A 16,227-nucleotide genomic window follows, 5' to 3' on the forward strand; every position below is an offset into this window, starting at 1 on the left:
TCCCTCAGGGTCGTTATCCCTGCATCTCGCGACGCGTCCGCGCGGACGCGTCACGCCGGTTTCCCGCATCGGCCAACACATCGGCTCCCGCATTGGTCTCCCGAATCACCCGACGACGACGTTGCAAGCCAGAGTGGATGCTCGACCTGATCACATCGCTTCGGCCCGACCGCGTTCGTGGAACGTTTTTCAATGCCGACCGTACAGGGAGTACGTAATCGCGACGAGACCGAGCAGTCGGCTCACGTTCTCGAGCAATGCGATGACAATCTGCTTCGGGCTGACGAGCGTCGTGACAGAGACGTTGAGCAGGAACGGGAACAGCGTCAACAGGAGAAGCCCGACGGCGAGATAGAGCATCGACGGTGCGTCGTTCCGACGATACCCTCGGTACGCCTGATAGGCGATAATCGTACCGAAGAGGGCAACGAGGAAAAGACTCGTTACCGTCAACAGTTCGAATATCGTCGCCTCGTCGATTCGGACGACGTTTCGGGTCATCGCATTCCCTCCCACATGCGAGTGAACTTGTCGGCAACGTCTCGCTCACGGTACGTCAACTCGAGTGCGAACGAGCCGTCCTCCAGAGACAACTCCAGTCGGTCGAGGTTCGCACGGTAGACGCCGTAGTGGTTCCCGTCCGGTGCGAGTTCCGTCTCTTCGGTAACGAGGTTACATTCCTCGAGGCGGTCGAGACGACGATAGATCGTGGGGAGAGAGGCATCACACCGTTCGCTCAGTGTACTGGCAGACATGGGTTCGACGCTGGTATGGGTGAGGATATTTCGCGCGTAGTCGTCGTCGAGAACGGCGAGTAGTGTCGACAGGTCGGTGTCCTCACTCACTGGTATACGTGTTCCTTCCGGTATTACTATGAAAAGCAGTCCGGTTTCTCTGAATGAGAAAACACGACGAAACCGGTCGGATCCGACTCGACGTGGGCTCCGTCGACGGTGTACCGGGACAGCAACCACTCGGTCTCGCTTGGGTCTCGAGCCACGAAACCACTACGAGCGAAGCGGGAGGGTCGGTAGTGGAATGAGGACAGTGAATTCTAAGCTACGGAGTCCGTCGACGGACCCCGGTCCAGATATTACGGCAACGGTCCCAGATCGTTGCAGCCAGTCAACAGGATCTTGTCGTTGCAGTCCATCGATACAATCCGTCGATATAGTCAGGGTCTGTACGGAGACATCCGTCTCGCTGCAGTGGTGTCGAGCGGATCTTTTCGGCTCGGCACCCGAAACGGACGTCACGGGAGAAAACGATACAATGCAGAAGCGTCCGCTTCGTTCGCTTTCCAACCACGGGTCTCAACCGACCCATACTCGCGGACCGCTCGGAACGATCTACTGCGTGATCTGTGCGGTCTCCTCCTACTGGAAATTCCGACCGGGGATCGAGGCGCCAAATCGGTCTCTGGATCGCCGGTTTCCGTCGACGGGACGGCATATCTGTAGTAATACGCTACTGTAGCCGACAAGCACCTATTTTGCATGTGAACTCTCCGCAGGGATTATTTCGACGTTCGTATTCGCTACTCCAGTATGGATTCAGCTCGGACACGAGAAATTGGTCACGACGAGTTCGATCCATGGGGAACGCTCGCGCTGGTCGCGCTTTACTTCCTGGTTCTCACGTTGATGTGGTTGTTTACGTATTTCGTCGAATTCCTCGGACACGGCCCCACCGTCATTGGCCTGATCCAGCCAGTGATGGTCGGATGAGGATTCATTCGTACGAGAAACTCTGGCTCGCCGCATCGATGGTGCTCATAGTCGGGTTCATCGCGACGATCACCTACGGAGCGGTGGGGCTCGGCATCGAGATGATCGGCGAGGAAGACGAGACGGTCGCCCCGAACGAAATCAACGACGACGAGCGCTTCGGCGAACCGCGAGTCGAACAGGTCGGCCCGAACGAGTACGAGGTGTACGTCGTCGCCCAGACGTTCATCTTTCAACCCGATCCGATCGAGATTCCTGCGAATAGCAGAGTCACGTTCTACGTGACCAGCCGTGACGTTATCCACGGCTTCGAGGTTCCCGGAACGAACATCAATTCGATGGTCATTCCGGGGCAGGTTTCACAGCTGACCGTGGTATTCGACGAGCCCGGCGAGTACGGGCTCATCTGTACCGAATATTGCGGCGACTTCCATCACGAAATGGAAGGGTCGATAGTCGTCGAGCCGGCGGACGAGTTCGATCTGACCGAACTGTCCGTCGAGGCTCCAGACACCGTCCGTTCGGGCGACGAGGTCGAATTGACCGCGACAGTTCGGAACGGCCAACTCGAGGAACTCGAAACCACCGTCGTCGCCGAGATCGGTACCGAAACGTTCCAGCAGGACATTTCCGTCGACGGCAAGGCCGCCGAGAACGTGTCGTTTACCGTCAACAGCGACGTTCTCGGCGAGGGCGAACACGACTGGTCCGTTACCGTCGACGAGTACGAGGAGGACGGTTCAGTGACGGTTGCGGCGAACGAGACGAATAACGGAACCGTGGGCGGTGATAGTTCGTGACGACGCAGTTCGCCGACAGGTACCCCGCAGAGGCGCGACTCGTTCGGGCCGCACTGCTGAACTCGTTCGTCGCGTTCGGAATCGGTGCGGTCTTCGGGCTCATTCAGGCGTTGCATCGGACGGACGTCTACAGATTCATCGAGTCCCCGGAGTACTACACGGTACTGACCGGTCATGGCGTCTTCCTCGTACTGACGTTTACGATCACCTTCCTCGTCGGAATCTATCAGTGGGCAGTGACCGACAGTCTCGAGCGGGGACCCGTCGACATCCGATTTAGCTGGTTCTGGTACGGGTTGATGTCATCCGGAACGATCATCGTCGCGATAACGATTTTTGCCGGCTTCCTCGAAGAACCGCCGGAGGTGTTCGGTTCGACGTTGACCGCGGACGTTCTCTACACGTTCTACGCACCGTTGCAGGCGAATCCGCTATTTTACATCGGACTTGCCGTGTACCTCATTGGCGTGTGGCTCGCGGGTTTCGACTGGTTCCGCACGTGGCGGTCGTGGAAACGGGACAATCCGGGCGAACGGATCCCGCTTCCGACGTTCATGGTATTGACGACGATGCTCATGTGGTATCTCAGTTCGATCGGCGTCGTGGTTTCCGTGGTCGTGTTCATCCTGCCATGGTCACTCGGAGTAGTCGAGAGTATCAACCCGCTTTTGACCCGAACGCTGTTCTGGTACTTCGGTCACATGGTCGTGTATTTCTGGCTACTGCCGGCATACCTCCTGTGGTACACCGTTCTGCCGAAGCTCTCGGGCGGTCGGTTGTTTAGTGACCCCCTCGCCAGAGTCGTGTTCATCCTGTTCGTCCTCCTCTCGACGCCGGTCGGAGTTCATCATCAGTACGTGGACCCGGGTATCGCGGAGGGGTTCAAGTTTATCGCGATGTCGAACACGATGTTTCTGCTGTTACCGAGCCTGCTGACGGCCTTTACCGTCGTCGCCAGTATGGAACACGGGGCTCGCCAGCGCGGCGGGACTGGAACGTTCAACTGGCTGCGGGCGCTCCCGTGGCGAAACCCCTCGTTTACGGGGATGGCGCTGGCCGGGCTGATCTTCGCGTTCGGCGGGTTTACCGGCATCGTCAACGCGGGGATGAACATCAACTATCTCGTGCACAACACGCTGTGGATACCCGGACACATCCACACTCAGGTAGGAACTGCAACAGCCCTGACTCTCATGGCCGGTTCCTACTGGCTCGTTCCACAGTTGACCGGGAACCGACTCGTCGGTCGGCAAGTTGCCCTCTTCCAGGTCGTCCTCTGGTTCGTCGGTATCGTGTTCATGACGAACGCGATGTACCGATCCGGTCTCGTCGGCGTTCCACGACGGACGGCGGAACCGCAGTACAGCTTCGAATACAACGTCGGAGTCGGTTCGATGGGCGAACTCAACGCCCAGATCGTTCTCGGTGGTACGTTGCTGTTCATCTCCGCGTTTCTCTTCCTTACCCTCATGATTCTCACGGTATTCAACACCGATAGCGAACCGGTCGTCGACGGAACGATCCCGACGGCACTGTCCGGACCTGAAGACTCCCCACAGATACTCGATAACTTGCGGCTGTGGTTCGGGATCGGTCTCGTCCTGGTCATACTCGCCTATGCCCTTCCGCTGGCCAATATCGTGGCTCAGGGAGGGCCCTTCGGACAGGACGTTCCCCCGTTTCCCGTCTCCATCGATGTCGTCATGTATCTACAGTTCGGAGTCGAATACGTCGGAGCGTTACTCACCTGATGCGCACCACTCCCGCAAAACTGTTGATCCTCAGTGCATTCGTTCTCGTGATCCTCGTCGAGGCGCGAACGGTACTCGCGTTCTTCGGTATCGAACTAACGCCGCTCGAGACGGTTCTGATCGGGAGTGGGGTAATCGGAGCCCTCCTCATCTGGGCGGTATGGCCCATCGGCAGTGATCCATCCGATTAGTTTTGTATAGCGTGATAGCGTGTATGGTGGTCAGCGGATGGTGGATCCACTTCCTTCGGGACGACGTCTCACCCACTCGAGCCATCCGAACGCACGCTCGAGCAACCGATCCTCGCCCGCCCGCGAGAAACGGTGGCTTTCCCCCGCGAATCGTTCGAGGAGGACGTCGGTCTCGAGTCGTCGTGCAGCGTCGAAGCTATCAGCCGGATCGATGACGTCGTCGCTCCCGCCGTGAAAAATCGCCGTCGGAACCGACAGCCGACCGACCACGTCGGAAAACGGGTGGCGGTCGAGGTCGTCGAAAAAGCGATGGTCGATCCGTTCGCCCGTGTCGAATGTCGCTTCCCCTTCGCGCTCGACGGTGCCACGGTACTCGTCGAACGTTTCAGCGGTCGTCACAGGAGCACGTGTGACGACAGCCTCGACTCGTTCGTCCATTGCAGCAGTGTGAAGGGCGACGGCCCCGCCGAAACTCGAGCCGAACAGGGCGTACGTGCCCGGATCGAAGTGGTCGACGACGTGGCGGAGATCGATCAATCTCGCCTCGAGCGTCGATTCGACGAACGCACCGTCGGATTCGCCACAACCCCTACTGTCGAATCGGACTGCATTGTAGCCGGATTCGACCGCGCGCCGACATCGGTGTTCGTAACTACCCGACTTGTTACTGCGAAGCCCGTGGCAGAAAAACAGCCAGTCGTCGGACTCGGCCTCGTGGCAAACGGCGACCAGTTCTGGGGCCGCCGTGGTTTTCGTCGCAGCACTCCCGATCGGAACCACGTGTCGTTCGGGCATTCGTACTCCCTCGGATGGGGGCCGTCGTCTTGATATCCATGGTCGGACACGGTGAAGTCCGTTGGTATACGAATCCCGGTCGCCCGTTGGACGTCCGGCGTTCCCGATCCGATCAGGCCGGTTCGAGGTATCGCGACCGGTCGAGTCCGACTCGGTCGAGAAACGAGACCGACCGTACCTCGACGAGTCGTCACGGGAGGGTCACGAACGGACGACCTGAGTCCGGCCAGTCAGAAGCGGGTTTGATACAGGGGACCATACGGAGACCCGTGCGACAGCCGACGATCCGAACGCAGTAACCGCCACAGTATGGGAGCAGTACAGAGCCGGTCGAGACGATGTGGACGAAGGGCCGTTTTTCGCACAGTCTTCCGACGAGTGCCGGCGCGTTTCAGAATCGGCGAACCGTTTATCGCTCCTCGTCGGGTTGATTCGGCTATGACCCGGACGACGTATCAGTGTCCGTGTGGCGCACACATCGAGTTCAAACAGGACCTCGAGAAAGAACCGGGAACGACGACGCCGAGTTGGAAGTGCAGAGACTGTGGGACACCGGTTCCGGGGATAACGGCCGAAAAAATCCGTCATCAGAACCCGTCGTGAGCGACGGGCTCGGTCGCAGCTGCTGTTCGCGTCGCGGATCTATCTGAAATTGGCGTCCGTCGTGACGTTCGATCGGGACGAAAAAGCCGTCCGTACGCACGTCGCGGCACTCCGACTCCCGGCGGGACGTGACTACAGCGGTCGAACGTCGCTCGAATCACGTGCTCAGTTATACGATAAACCAAATAATACGATACGGAATTCGGTGCCGCGCCCGCTCACTCTCGAGACAGCGGCGACCGGCGAACCCCTGCGTTCGTCGACTGGGTCCGGTCGATCACGGCGCGAACTGCCGAGCGGTCCATTGATCGGCCAATGTGTTTTCCGATCTGAGACACCGAAACACGGATTTAGGTTCGCGAACCAGTAGTGACCGACGTAATGATTCGCGGCCGCTCCCTCGTGATCCGTTCCGGCCGTCCCGGCCGGCCTGACGGTGATCGGCACATGACCCAGCGATTTGCCTCGGTCGCACGGACCGTATCCAGGAGGGTGGTCCGTCCGTGACCGAAATCGCGATCGCGGATGCGGTCGACGTCTATCTCCAGCGGAAGGCCGTCGGAGATCCCGACGGCTCCGGCGCTGGAACCTACGCGTCCAACGCCGAGTCCATACTCCGACGCTGGACCGAGTGGCTCGCGGCGGAACACGACATCGGATCGATCGCCAGCCTCGAAGTCGACCACATGCGCGCCTACGCGGTAGAACTCCACGAACGGACGGATCGCGGCGAGTACACGCCCTCTACTGCCGGCACCTACTACGCGGTCGTCCGCGCGTTTCTCTCGTGGTGCGTGCGGGGGGGTATCCGCGAGGCGAATCCCGCTGCGAGTACTCGCGCCGAGGCGGCGCTGCCGAGCGGGAATCCACGACCCGCGAGCGATACCTGGACGGCACGGCAACGCCGCGAACTCGAGCGGTACGTCCGCGACCGGACGCTCGAAAACACCTCGCAATCGACGAGCGAGCGGCGTTCCAGACTGCGAGAGTACGCGATGGTGGCCGTCCTCGCCCATTCGAGCGTCCGGGGCGCGGAACTCTTCCGCGTCCCGGACGACGACCGACGGACGGGCGCGACCTGGCAGGACATCGATTTCTACACGGGAACGATTCGCGTCCTGGGAAAATCTCAGCGACTCGAGGACGTGCCGCTACCCGCTCGAGCGCGAACGCCGTTGCGTCGGTACCGGGTCGTTCTGGATCCGCCGTCGAACGATTGGCCGTTGTTCCCGACCGCCCATGCGCCGTCGATTGCGGGGACGGTGCGGTCGGTACTGAGCGAGCGGGGGTACGACGCGGAGACGATCGAGACCATGTTCGACGACGCGACGGCGATGGAACTCACCCGCGACTATTCGATCGCGCCGCCGGCGATCACGACGGAAGGGGCACGGTCAGTCCTGAAGCGACTCTGCGAAGCAGCCAGGATCGACGTCGACGGAGACCATCTGACGCCTCGCGGTGTCCGCCGAGACCAGGAGACCGTCCACTACCGGCGGGAGGCGACGGCATCGAAGCCCACGCTTCGCGCATCCGTACTCGAGCAGTCGATGGTCGTTCCGGCGGACGAACCGCCGATCGTCGACGCCGAATCCGGTTCGGAGGACGAATCGACGGAGACGAAGTGAGGGCGCGACCAATGGCCACCTCACCCAGAAGCGAGACGCGGATACAAAAAGCGCCACCAACTCGAAAGAACGACCAGTTCATGCCACGAGAAGCCACAGGATACCGGTCAGGACGACCGTCAGCACCAGAACGGTCGTTCCGATTCCCGCCCGAAGGTGGATCGTCGACGGACGACCGCCGTCGGTTGGCTGACGTTCGTCGACGTCGATCATCCAGTTCGGGAGCCGATGTGCGGCTGCATCGGCCGCGAGAACGGGGTTGTTGCCGATCCAGTAGCAGCGTGTGACCGCGCCGACGACGGCAGCGTCGACCGCGGCGTAGACGCCGGTGACAGCGAGCATCGTCCACCGGCTGACGTAGTAGGTTGCGGGATAGACGATCATCGCCGGGTCGCCGAGATCGAGTTTCGAGAGGGGCTTCCGGACGACGACGAACGCGATCACGGAGACCGCCGTCAGTACACCTGCCGTTTGCAGGTGGCTCGGACTGTACGGATGGAGGTGACCGGTACTCTCGCCGCCATGATAGGTGAACTCGAGGTGGTGGATCGTCGGAATGAGGTCGGCAAGCCCCTGCCACCAGACGCCGAACAGGAGACAGGCACCGCCGAGGCCAAACATCGCGATGGTCTGACCGAGTTTCGCGTCCGCGACCTCGAGGTCGCTCTCGCCGTGGAAGAAGACGTAGTAGCCGAGTTTGAGAAACGACAGGAGGGTACCAATGGCGCCGAGGTAGAGCAGCCAGTACAGTGCCTGGAATTGGGGTTCTCCGTAGTAGTGGGGATCGGCTGCGTCGAAAACCATCCCCTTGCTGACGTAGCCGTTGAAGCCCGGAATGGCGGTGATCGAGAGCGCGCCGAACCCGAAGCCGATCGCTGTGAGCGGCATTTCGCGCCAGAGACCGCCGAGTTCGTAGAGGTCGTTCTCCCCGGTGCGGTAGATCACGACACCGACGGCCATGAACAGCAGGCTCTTGAAGAGGATATTGTTGAACAGGTGTCCCATGGCGCCGGCGACGGCGATTCCCGAGGTCATCCCGATCCCGGCGATGATGTAGCCGAGCTGGGCCTGGATGTGATACGACAGCAGCGCCCGCATGTCGTGCTGGAGGAGGGCGAAGGCCGCGCCGTATACGGCCATCAATCCGCCCATATAGGCGAGGAATAGCGTGCCCTCGCCTTCCGGGAACGCCCGATAGAGGACGAACGCGCTCGTCTTGGTCGTGTACACGGAGAGAAACACCGAGGCCGCGAAGTGCGGTCGCGGGTAGGTGTCGGGCAGCCAGGTGTGGAAGCCGACGAAGGCGACGTTGACGCCCATTCCGAGCACGGCCAGCAGCGCCGGCAGTCCGTCCGCGATGCCGCCGCTTTCGTAGACGAACGTGCCGACCTCGACGTAGTGGGCGGCGACCGCGAGCATCACGAGCACTCCGCCAGTTCCGTGAAAGAGCGCGTACCGGAAGCCCGCGCGGACCGCGTCCCCGCCGTAGTGCCAGATCAATAGCGTGCTCGTCACGGCCATCAGCTCCCACATGAACAGGAGCACCAGCCAGTCGCCGGCGAACGCCGCCCCGATCGACGAGGAGACGTACACCAGCGCGAACGCCGTCATCGACCTGCTGGCCTCGCTCGAGTAGGCGTAGATGACGGTACAGATCCCGAGGAATCCGAGTCCGATCCCGATCATCTGTGAGAACGGGTCGACGTAGAACGGAACGACGTCGAACCCGAGGAAGGTACCGGTCAGGTAGCTCCCTTCGGGAATGACGAACGAGATCGCAAGCACCGTGGCGAGGCTCAGCGTCCCGATGGTAAACCCGGCGATTCTCGGCAGCACGAGCACTAACAGACCGGCGGCGAAGACCAGCAACGGCGGGTAGGCTATCGCGAGCAGGTCGGCTTCCATTACGCGGTCACCTCCGAGACGAGTTGGTCGAACGGAACGGACTCCAGTTGATCGAACGGCATCCCAAAGACCCCCTCGACGATTTCGGTCGCGAGTTCGAGGAAGACCGCGTAGTCGGGGACGACGCCGAGGACGATCGCACCCGTGGCGATGACGGCGATCGGGGCGAGCATGAGCCACGTGGATTCGGCTAGCGGCGAGGTACGCGGCCAGCCACCCACCGGCGGACCTCCAGTGAGATGGTCGTCGTGATCTCCGTGGTGATCGATCGTGCCGACGGATTCGCCGCGATGGTGGCCGGCGTCGTCGTGGTCCGACTCGTCGACAGCATCTTCGTGGGCCTCGTGGTCGCCGCGGTCACTCTGTTCGTCGTCAGTTTCCCCCGTCGCGTCGGCCGTCGTATGATCGCTCGGATACTCGTCGACGGCGTACTCGTAGTCCATCTCAGTTTCGCCCGTATCCGTGCCGTCAACGCTCGGCTCGCCGCCGTCCGTGGCCACTCCCTCGTCGGTCGACTCCTCGGCACTGTACGATTGGAGGAGGCCACCCCGCGGGAACTTGAGGAGAGGTTTCGCGTCGTGGCGGTCCTCGCTCTCGAAGAAGGCGGTGTAGACGACCGGCCAGAAGTACGCGATATTGAGGACGGCCGAGAGGAGCAACGCGCCGGCGAACAGCCAGTACTCGCCGCCCATGTAGCCGGCGCCGATCAGCATGTAGAACTTGCTGACGAACCCCGCGATCGGTGGGACGCCGGCCATACCGGCCGCACCGACGGTGAAGGCGGTCATCGTCATTGGCATTCGCTTGCCGATGCCGGCCATTTCGCTGATGTAGTCGGTGTGGGTCTCGACGTGGATCGCTCCCGCACAGAAGAACAGGGTGAGTTTCGCGAACGCATGGGCGGGAATGTGGAACAGCGCCCCCACGATGGCGTAGGGATGAAGCATCGAGAGGCCGAGCACGATGTAGGAGAGCTGAGCCGTCGTCGAGTAGGCCAGCCGCCGTTTGAGGTGATCCTTGCGCATCGCGATGATACTCGCCGCGGTCAGCGTGAACGCGGCGACGATCGCGACGGGGATATTCAGGCCGACGTGTCCGACGAACGGGACGTCGAGTGGCAAGTCGTGGATCAAACCGGGACCGTAGACGTCGAGGATCACGCGGGCGATGCCAAACGCACCGGACTTGACGACCGCTACCGCGTGAAGGAGTCCGGAGACGGGGGTCGGCGCGACCATGGCGTCGGCGAGCCAGGAGTGAAGCGGCATCAACGCGGCTTTAACGCCGAATCCGGCGATGAGCAGGAAGAAGGCGGCCTGTGCATAGACCGGCTCGGCCTGGGCGGCAGCGGCGAGGGCCTCCATGCCACCCGCCTCGAAAGCGAGCGTCGGCCCCCCAGTCACCGTGCTCGTGAGCCAGTATACCATCGCGGTTCCTGCAAGCAGGAAGACGCCGCCGCCGAAGAACGTGTACGTGAGGTACTTCCGGCCGGCGATGCGGGCTTCGCTGTCCTCGTTGTGGGCGACCAGCGGATAGGTTACGAGCGACAGCAGTTCGTAGAAGACAAAGATCGTCACCAGATTCGCCGCGAAGGCAATTCCGACTGCACTCGAGAGGCTGGCCGCGAACGAGGCGAAGAACCGGGTCTGGGCGTGTTCGTCGAGTCCGCGCATGTACCCCGTCGCGTAGAACGACGTGAAGATCCAGAGGAAACTCGCGAGGAGCGCGAAGAAGATCCCGAGCGGATCCGCTCGCAGGGCGAAGTCGATGCCCGCGAGGAACTCGATCCCCGTCGACTCCGCCAGACTCCACCGGAAGACGGTCCCCGACATGACCGCGGGCAGCATGCTGACGACGATCCCGAATTTCGCGAGGGCGGCCAGCACTGACCAGCCCTCTCGCAGGTTCGGACGACGATGCGACGCGACGATCAGGACAATCGCGACCGCGGATACCAACACGGCGGCGAGCGGTCGAATGTCTGCTACCATTAGCTAATGACCTCCGTGAGAAACGGCCCGAGCAAGTCGGCGAACGTCCCGCCCGCAAATCCGAGCGCGACGGCACAGAGCGCGGCAACCACGACGACCGCGACCATGCCGATCGAAACCGCGGCCGGATCATCCCCACTGGACGCGGTGGCGGGGACCGTGCCGTCGGACCCGGGTCCGTCGGACGTGTTCTCGACTCGACCGTCGCCGTCGGACCCGCCGTCCGTCGCGACCGGTCCCCCGGCCGGGGATGAGACGGTACGCGACGGTGTGAAGTACATCTTCTCGAGCAGGCGAGCGGCGTAGGCGAGCGTGAGCATGGTACTGAGGAAAATGACCGCGGCAACGGGCCACAGCTGAGACTCGACGGCGCCGAGTGCGATGTACCACTTGCCCACGAAGCCGACGCCCGGGGGAACGCCAACCAGCGAAAGCAGGAGGACGGCCATCGCGCCGGCGACGACCGGGCGGTGTTTCGCGAGCCCAGCATACTCGTCGACCGTGCGGGCACCATAACTCGTCGCGACGAGTGCGGCCGCCAGAAAGAGTCCGGCTTTCAGCAGGCTGTGACCTACCAAATGGACCGTCGCACCGATCAGTGCGGTCTCGGCCGCCTCGGAATTGCCGGCGATGACGACCCCGTAGGCGGCGATGACGAGCCCGAACTGCGAGACCGACGAGTACGCGAGCATCCGTTTGACCTCGGTCTGGATCACGGCCAGGGCCGTGCCAGCGAGGACGCTCACGCTGCCGACCACGACGACGATCGACGCCGCGTTCGACATCGCGGTCAGGTAGTCGACGCCGAAGACGGTCACGATCAGGCGGCCAAACGCGTACGCGGAGGCCGTCGAAACCAGCGCGGCGATGAGCGGCGTCACGCCGTCGGGAGCCTGCTGGTACGCGCTCGGTTGCCAGGTGTGTAACGGCCACTGAGCGACCTTGACCGCAAAGCCGACGACGACGAACCCGAAGGCGGTCCGGATCAGCACCGGGCGTTCCGCCGCCGGAATCGCCGTCGCGAGTTCGATCATGTTGAGCGTCCCCGTAGCCATGAGCAGGAACGCGACCCCGATCAGGTACATCGACGCGGCGACGGTCCCCAGAATCAAGTATTTCAACGCAGCGACGGCCGATTCGGGCCCGTCGCCGCTCGCGACCAGCGCGTAGGTCGCGATGCTGGTGATCTCGAGGAAGACGAACAGGTTGAAGACGTCGCCGGTCATCGTGATGCCGAATAGCCCGCCGACGAGCAGCAGGTACGCAGTGTAGAAGGTGTTCCCGCGCGGGCCGCCACGGCGCGTGTACGCGAGGACGCCGACGGCGACCGCTGCGACGAGCAGGGCGATCAGGGTCGAGAATCGGTCAGCGACCAGTTCGATTCCGTACGTTCTGGGATAGCCGCCGAGCGTGTGCGTTACCTGCCCGTCGGCGAAGACGACGCTCGCAAGTGTGATCGCAGCGCCGAAGAGGCCGATCGTCGTCACCGCAGCGATGGGCCAGCCGGTCCGATCGAACCGGAGCCCGAGCGCGACCGGGAGGGTCGCCGCGAGCAACGGCACGACGATCAGCAGCGGTGGAATCAAGTCGACGCTACTCATCGGCGCGCACCTCTCTGAGCGTGTCCTCGCGCAGCGTCCCGTACTCCGCGTAGATGCGGATGATCAGCGCGAGGCCGACCGCGGTCAGCGCGATACCGACGACGATTGCGGTCAGGACGATCACCTGCGGGAGCGGGCTCGCGACCATGAGTTCTCCGGGATTCTTCTCGGCTGGGACGATAGGCGCCGACGCGCCATCGACGTCGATGTAGGCCATCGAGATGAAAAACAGGAAGATCGCCGACTGGAAGAGATTTACACCGATCAGCTTCTTCACGAGGTTCTCGCTTGCGATCACCATGTAGATCCCGATGCCGAGTAACACGAACAACAACACGTACGTGTAGCGGTTCGCGAGCAACTCAATCATCGTCGCTCACCTCTCGGTCGGCCGACTCGCGGCGCTCGCCGGCCATACTCGTCCCGCCGGTCCCGCTCGGCCGGTCGGGAGAGAACCCCGACGCCATCGCGAAGAAGAGGGTGATCATGGTTCCGGCGACGATCAGCGAAATACCGGCGATTTCGACGGCCTCGAGCCCCCACTTCGGCTTGACGTGGAAGACCTCCTTGAGTTGATAGAATTCGAGGAAGTTACCGCCGAGCGCCACCATCGCGAGGCCGATCACGCCGAAGATGACGACCCCGCCGGTGACGAGGCCGACGAGCAGGGAGTTGCGGAGCCACTGTCGGGTCGGTTCGATCCCGAAGGCGAACGCGAGCATGAGTACCGTAACGCCGACGATGGTTCCGCCCTGGAAGCCGCCGCCCGGGGCGTCCCCCCCGTGGAAGGTCATGAACAACCCGTACGTGAGGGTAAACGGTGCGATAATCTTGACCGCGGTCATGATCACCTGACTCTCGGTGTAGGTGTCGTCGTAGGGTGTGGGCATTTAGGCGAACACCTCGCGTTTCAGGACGAGCAACGTCGAGACGCCGGCGGCGAAGACGACGACCGCCTCGCCGAAGGTGTCGAACCCACGATAGGCCGCCAGGACGGACGTCACCGCGTTCTGAACGCCAGTCTGCTCGTAGGTCTCCCTGATGTAGTGTTGGGTCACGTCCGGGTTCGACCAGACCGGCGTCTCCGTGAGTCCGACCGCATACATCTCCGGTAGGACGACGGTACCGAGCAGCAGAACGAACGCGCCGACGGCTACGACGGCCGGGACGTGAATGCGCTCTCGTATGTCGTCAGTCGAGGGCCGCGACGTCCGCGCGATCGTCAGCAACAGGAGGAGCGTCGTGACGCCGGCGCCGATCGCGGCCTCGGTCATCGCTACGTCGGGTGCCAGCAGGTACGTATAGAGAATCGCCATGCCGAGACTGTAGGCCCCGAAGACGATGATAACCGAGAGCACGTCGCGAAAGAGCGCGGTCGCAACCGCAGTCGCCAGGATGAAGACCACGAGCGAGTACGCGAGGACGCTCATTGCGGCTCACCACCGGTTTCAGTACCGCGTTCTACCGGCTCGGTATCGTGGCCGCGATCACCGGTCCCATCATCGTCGAGTCGCGCCTCGACGCCCGTTTCGGCGGCCGAACGCGCGATCGCGTGCGCCGCCGTCGGGTTCGTGATGAAAACGAAGAACAACAACAGGACGCAGTATACCGCCGCCTGCTGCCACCCCAGTGCCAGCGCAACTGCCGCAAGCGTCAGGCCGGCCCCGAGGGTGTCTGCCTGTGACGCAGTGTGCGTGCGCGCGTAGACGTCGGGTAACCGGATGACGCCTACAGTCGCGATGAACGTGAAGAACACGCCGAGTCCGATGAGGACGATGATTGCCCAGAACCGTATGGTCTCGATCACAGCACTCCACCCCGTTCGACGGTGAATTTGGAAATCGCGATCGACATCAGGAAGTTCAAGAGCGCGTAGATTAGCGCGACGTCCAGAAACCACGGCTCGTCGAGCGCAACGGTCAGCAGGGCGAGAATAACCACCGTATTCGTCCCGATGACGTTCACCGCCAGCAACCGGTCCTGCGTCGTCGGGCCCATGACGGCGCGATAAAACATCACGATCGCGAGGACGACGAACAGCGCCGTGGCGATCAGGAACACGTCCTCGAGCGGGGGCGTCACAGTTCGTCACCTCCGACGATCTCCGCGTCGTCGCGCTCTTCCGGCGACGGAATATCCGCCGATTTCCGGCCGTAGAAGACGAAGCGGATCCCGCGTTCGAGTCCGCCGTCGAACAGGTCCTCGCGGGCCGCTGGAATGAGCGTGTGGACCAGTAGCTCCTGGTTGGTGGCCCGGACCGTCAGCGTGCCCGGCGTGAGCGTGATGCTGTTGGCTAGCGCGGTTAACGGGAGTCCGCTCCGGACGCGGGCGTTGACCCGGGTTAGCGTCGGCTCGATCGGCATCGAGGGCCGGAGTATCACGACCGAGACCGCTATATTGGCCTTGACGATCTCCCACAGGAGATACGGAACGTAACAGACGAACCGAACGGTTCGTAGCGGCGACTGAACCCGATCCAGCGGTACCGAAAACGTGACTTGCGCGAGCGAAACGGCGACGATGGCGGCGACCGCCGCGCCGGTAACGAGATCGAACCAGTAGGTTGGATCGCCCAGAACGAGATAGAACCCGTAGGAAATCCAGAACGTCGCGAACAGTCGGTCGAAGCTCTCGCCGCCCCTGACGAGCCGCCCGTGTCTGGCCGGTCGCTCGACCGGGGCTTCGTCGTAGGGAAGACCGACGCGCTCGAGTTCGCGCTCGAGGGGTTGGAGCATCTGGGCCGTGACGCCCGGTTGGTACTCCGGATCGATGACGACGCGGTCGATTTCCTCGTCGTCCGCGTAGGCGCTGAATATCTCGGCGTAATCCCGGGGACCGAAGAGATATTCCGCTTCGCCGAGCGTCGCGGTCTCGACGATCACGTCCGCGTCACTGGCGTCCTCCTCGACCCAGTTACGTGCCCGTGTGAGCAATTTCGCTGCGTCTTCCCGATAGCGCGCACTCTCGGGGACATCGGCGTCGTACGGAAGCGCGACGACCAGGTGACATTCGAGCGTATCAGCCGCTTCGAGCCCCGATCGAACGGCGTATCCGACCGTCTGCCGGACGGTCACCGTGTCCGACAGCGGGACGAGCAGGCGTTCAATCGCCACGGGAACTCCCTCCGGGTGACCGTCGTTTGATATTCATGTCTCTCGTCGATAGTCGAGTGAAACGGTAGCCGCAGGAAAACGATTTCGTTATCCACCAGCAATCCCGCCTTCCAACGCGCTTG

18 protein-coding genes are annotated in these 16,227 nt (G+C 62.4%); 6 read left to right on the forward strand and 12 right to left on the reverse strand.

Annotation, left to right across the window (positions count from 1 at the left end):
- Positions 1–189 precede the first annotated feature (189 nt).
- Positions 190–501: a DUF7521 family protein gene (locus tag NJU76_RS00855; RefSeq protein ID WP_254530925.1), complete on the reverse strand. Its 312-nt coding sequence runs from the start codon at positions 499–501 to the stop codon at positions 190–192.
- Positions 498–845 (reverse strand): ArsR/SmtB family transcription factor, encoded by a 348-nt coding sequence (locus NJU76_RS00860; protein ID WP_254530926.1) that lies wholly within the window; start codon positions 843–845, stop codon positions 498–500. Before NJU76_RS00860 ends, NJU76_RS00855 begins: the two co-directional genes overlap by 4 nt.
- 702 nt (positions 846–1,547) lie before the next feature.
- Here NJU76_RS00860 and NJU76_RS00865 point away from each other — a divergent pair.
- The 4 genes from NJU76_RS00865 to NJU76_RS00880 are packed head-to-tail and all read left to right on the forward strand — an operon-like array spanning position 1,548 to position 4,469.
- Positions 1,548–1,727, forward strand: a complete 180-nt coding sequence (locus NJU76_RS00865; RefSeq protein ID WP_254530927.1) for a signal peptidase complex subunit 2 — start codon at positions 1,548–1,550, stop codon at positions 1,725–1,727.
- On the forward strand, positions 1,724–2,527 hold the full coding sequence (locus NJU76_RS00870) for a cupredoxin domain-containing protein (RefSeq protein ID WP_254530928.1): 804 nt from the start codon (positions 1,724–1,726) through the stop codon (positions 2,525–2,527). The genes NJU76_RS00865 and NJU76_RS00870 overlap by 4 nt, the downstream gene beginning before the upstream one ends.
- Positions 2,524–4,278 (forward strand): b(o/a)3-type cytochrome-c oxidase subunit 1, encoded by a 1,755-nt coding sequence (locus NJU76_RS00875; protein ID WP_254530929.1) that lies wholly within the window; start codon positions 2,524–2,526, stop codon positions 4,276–4,278. Before NJU76_RS00870 ends, NJU76_RS00875 begins: the two co-directional genes overlap by 4 nt.
- Entirely contained in the window at positions 4,278–4,469 is a 192-nt protein-coding gene (locus NJU76_RS00880) for a CbaC protein (protein WP_254530930.1), read from the forward strand. The genes NJU76_RS00875 and NJU76_RS00880 overlap by 1 nt, the downstream gene beginning before the upstream one ends.
- A 30-nt stretch (positions 4,470–4,499) precedes the next feature.
- Here NJU76_RS00880 and NJU76_RS00885 read toward each other — a convergent pair whose 3' ends face one another.
- The gene (locus tag NJU76_RS00885; RefSeq protein WP_254530931.1) at positions 4,500–5,264 is read right to left on the reverse strand and encodes an alpha/beta hydrolase family protein; all 765 of its coding nucleotides are present in this window, start codon (positions 5,262–5,264) and stop codon (positions 4,500–4,502) included.
- A gap of 438 nt (positions 5,265–5,702) precedes the next feature.
- On the opposite strand from NJU76_RS00885, the gene NJU76_RS00890 reads away from it, so the two are divergent.
- On the forward strand, positions 5,703–5,867 hold the full coding sequence (locus NJU76_RS00890; protein WP_254524272.1) for a hypothetical protein: 165 nt from the start codon (positions 5,703–5,705) through the stop codon (positions 5,865–5,867).
- A gap of 503 nt (positions 5,868–6,370) precedes the next feature.
- The gene (locus NJU76_RS00895) at positions 6,371–7,495 is read left to right on the forward strand and encodes a tyrosine-type recombinase/integrase (protein ID WP_254530932.1); all 1,125 of its coding nucleotides are present in this window, start codon (positions 6,371–6,373) and stop codon (positions 7,493–7,495) included.
- 78 nt (positions 7,496–7,573) lie between these two features.
- Here NJU76_RS00895 and NJU76_RS00900 read toward each other — a convergent pair whose 3' ends face one another.
- From NJU76_RS00900 to NJU76_RS00940, 9 genes are read right to left on the reverse strand one after another with little or no spacing between them, the layout of a single operon-like run.
- Positions 7,574–9,400, reverse strand: a complete 1,827-nt coding sequence (locus NJU76_RS00900) for a Na(+)/H(+) antiporter subunit D (RefSeq protein ID WP_254530933.1) — start codon at positions 9,398–9,400, stop codon at positions 7,574–7,576.
- Positions 9,400–11,391, reverse strand: a complete 1,992-nt coding sequence (locus NJU76_RS00905; protein WP_254530934.1) for a proton-conducting transporter transmembrane domain-containing protein — start codon at positions 11,389–11,391, stop codon at positions 9,400–9,402. Before NJU76_RS00905 ends, NJU76_RS00900 begins: the two co-directional genes overlap by 1 nt.
- Positions 11,391–12,992: a proton-conducting transporter transmembrane domain-containing protein gene (locus tag NJU76_RS00910; protein ID WP_254530935.1), complete on the reverse strand. Its 1,602-nt coding sequence runs from the start codon at positions 12,990–12,992 to the stop codon at positions 11,391–11,393. Before NJU76_RS00910 ends, NJU76_RS00905 begins: the two co-directional genes overlap by 1 nt.
- Positions 12,985–13,362: a cation:proton antiporter subunit C gene (locus tag NJU76_RS00915; protein WP_254530936.1), complete on the reverse strand. Its 378-nt coding sequence runs from the start codon at positions 13,360–13,362 to the stop codon at positions 12,985–12,987. Before NJU76_RS00915 ends, NJU76_RS00910 begins: the two co-directional genes overlap by 8 nt.
- Positions 13,355–13,882 carry an MnhB domain-containing protein gene (locus NJU76_RS00920; RefSeq protein WP_254530937.1) on the reverse strand — a complete coding sequence of 176 codons (528 nt, stop codon included), beginning with the start codon at positions 13,880–13,882 and terminating at the stop codon, positions 13,355–13,357. The genes NJU76_RS00915 and NJU76_RS00920 overlap by 8 nt, the downstream gene beginning before the upstream one ends.
- Entirely contained in the window at positions 13,883–14,422 is a 540-nt protein-coding gene (locus NJU76_RS00925; RefSeq protein ID WP_254530938.1) for a DUF4040 domain-containing protein, read from the reverse strand.
- Positions 14,419–14,799: a monovalent cation/H(+) antiporter subunit G gene (gene mnhG, locus NJU76_RS00930; protein WP_254530939.1), complete on the reverse strand. Its 381-nt coding sequence runs from the start codon at positions 14,797–14,799 to the stop codon at positions 14,419–14,421. The genes NJU76_RS00925 and mnhG overlap by 4 nt, the downstream gene beginning before the upstream one ends.
- Positions 14,796–15,074, reverse strand: coding sequence for a cation:proton antiporter (locus tag NJU76_RS00935; protein ID WP_254530940.1), 279 nt, complete (start codon positions 15,072–15,074; stop codon positions 14,796–14,798). Before NJU76_RS00935 ends, mnhG begins: the two co-directional genes overlap by 4 nt.
- Positions 15,071–16,105, reverse strand: a complete 1,035-nt coding sequence (locus tag NJU76_RS00940) for a monovalent cation/H+ antiporter subunit E (protein WP_254530941.1) — start codon at positions 16,103–16,105, stop codon at positions 15,071–15,073. Before NJU76_RS00940 ends, NJU76_RS00935 begins: the two co-directional genes overlap by 4 nt.
- Positions 16,106–16,227: the final 122 nt, after the last annotated feature.

Source organism: Natrinema gelatinilyticum, from assembly GCF_024266705.1.
Classification (GTDB): domain Archaea; phylum Halobacteriota; class Halobacteria; order Halobacteriales; family Natrialbaceae; genus Natrinema; species Natrinema gelatinilyticum.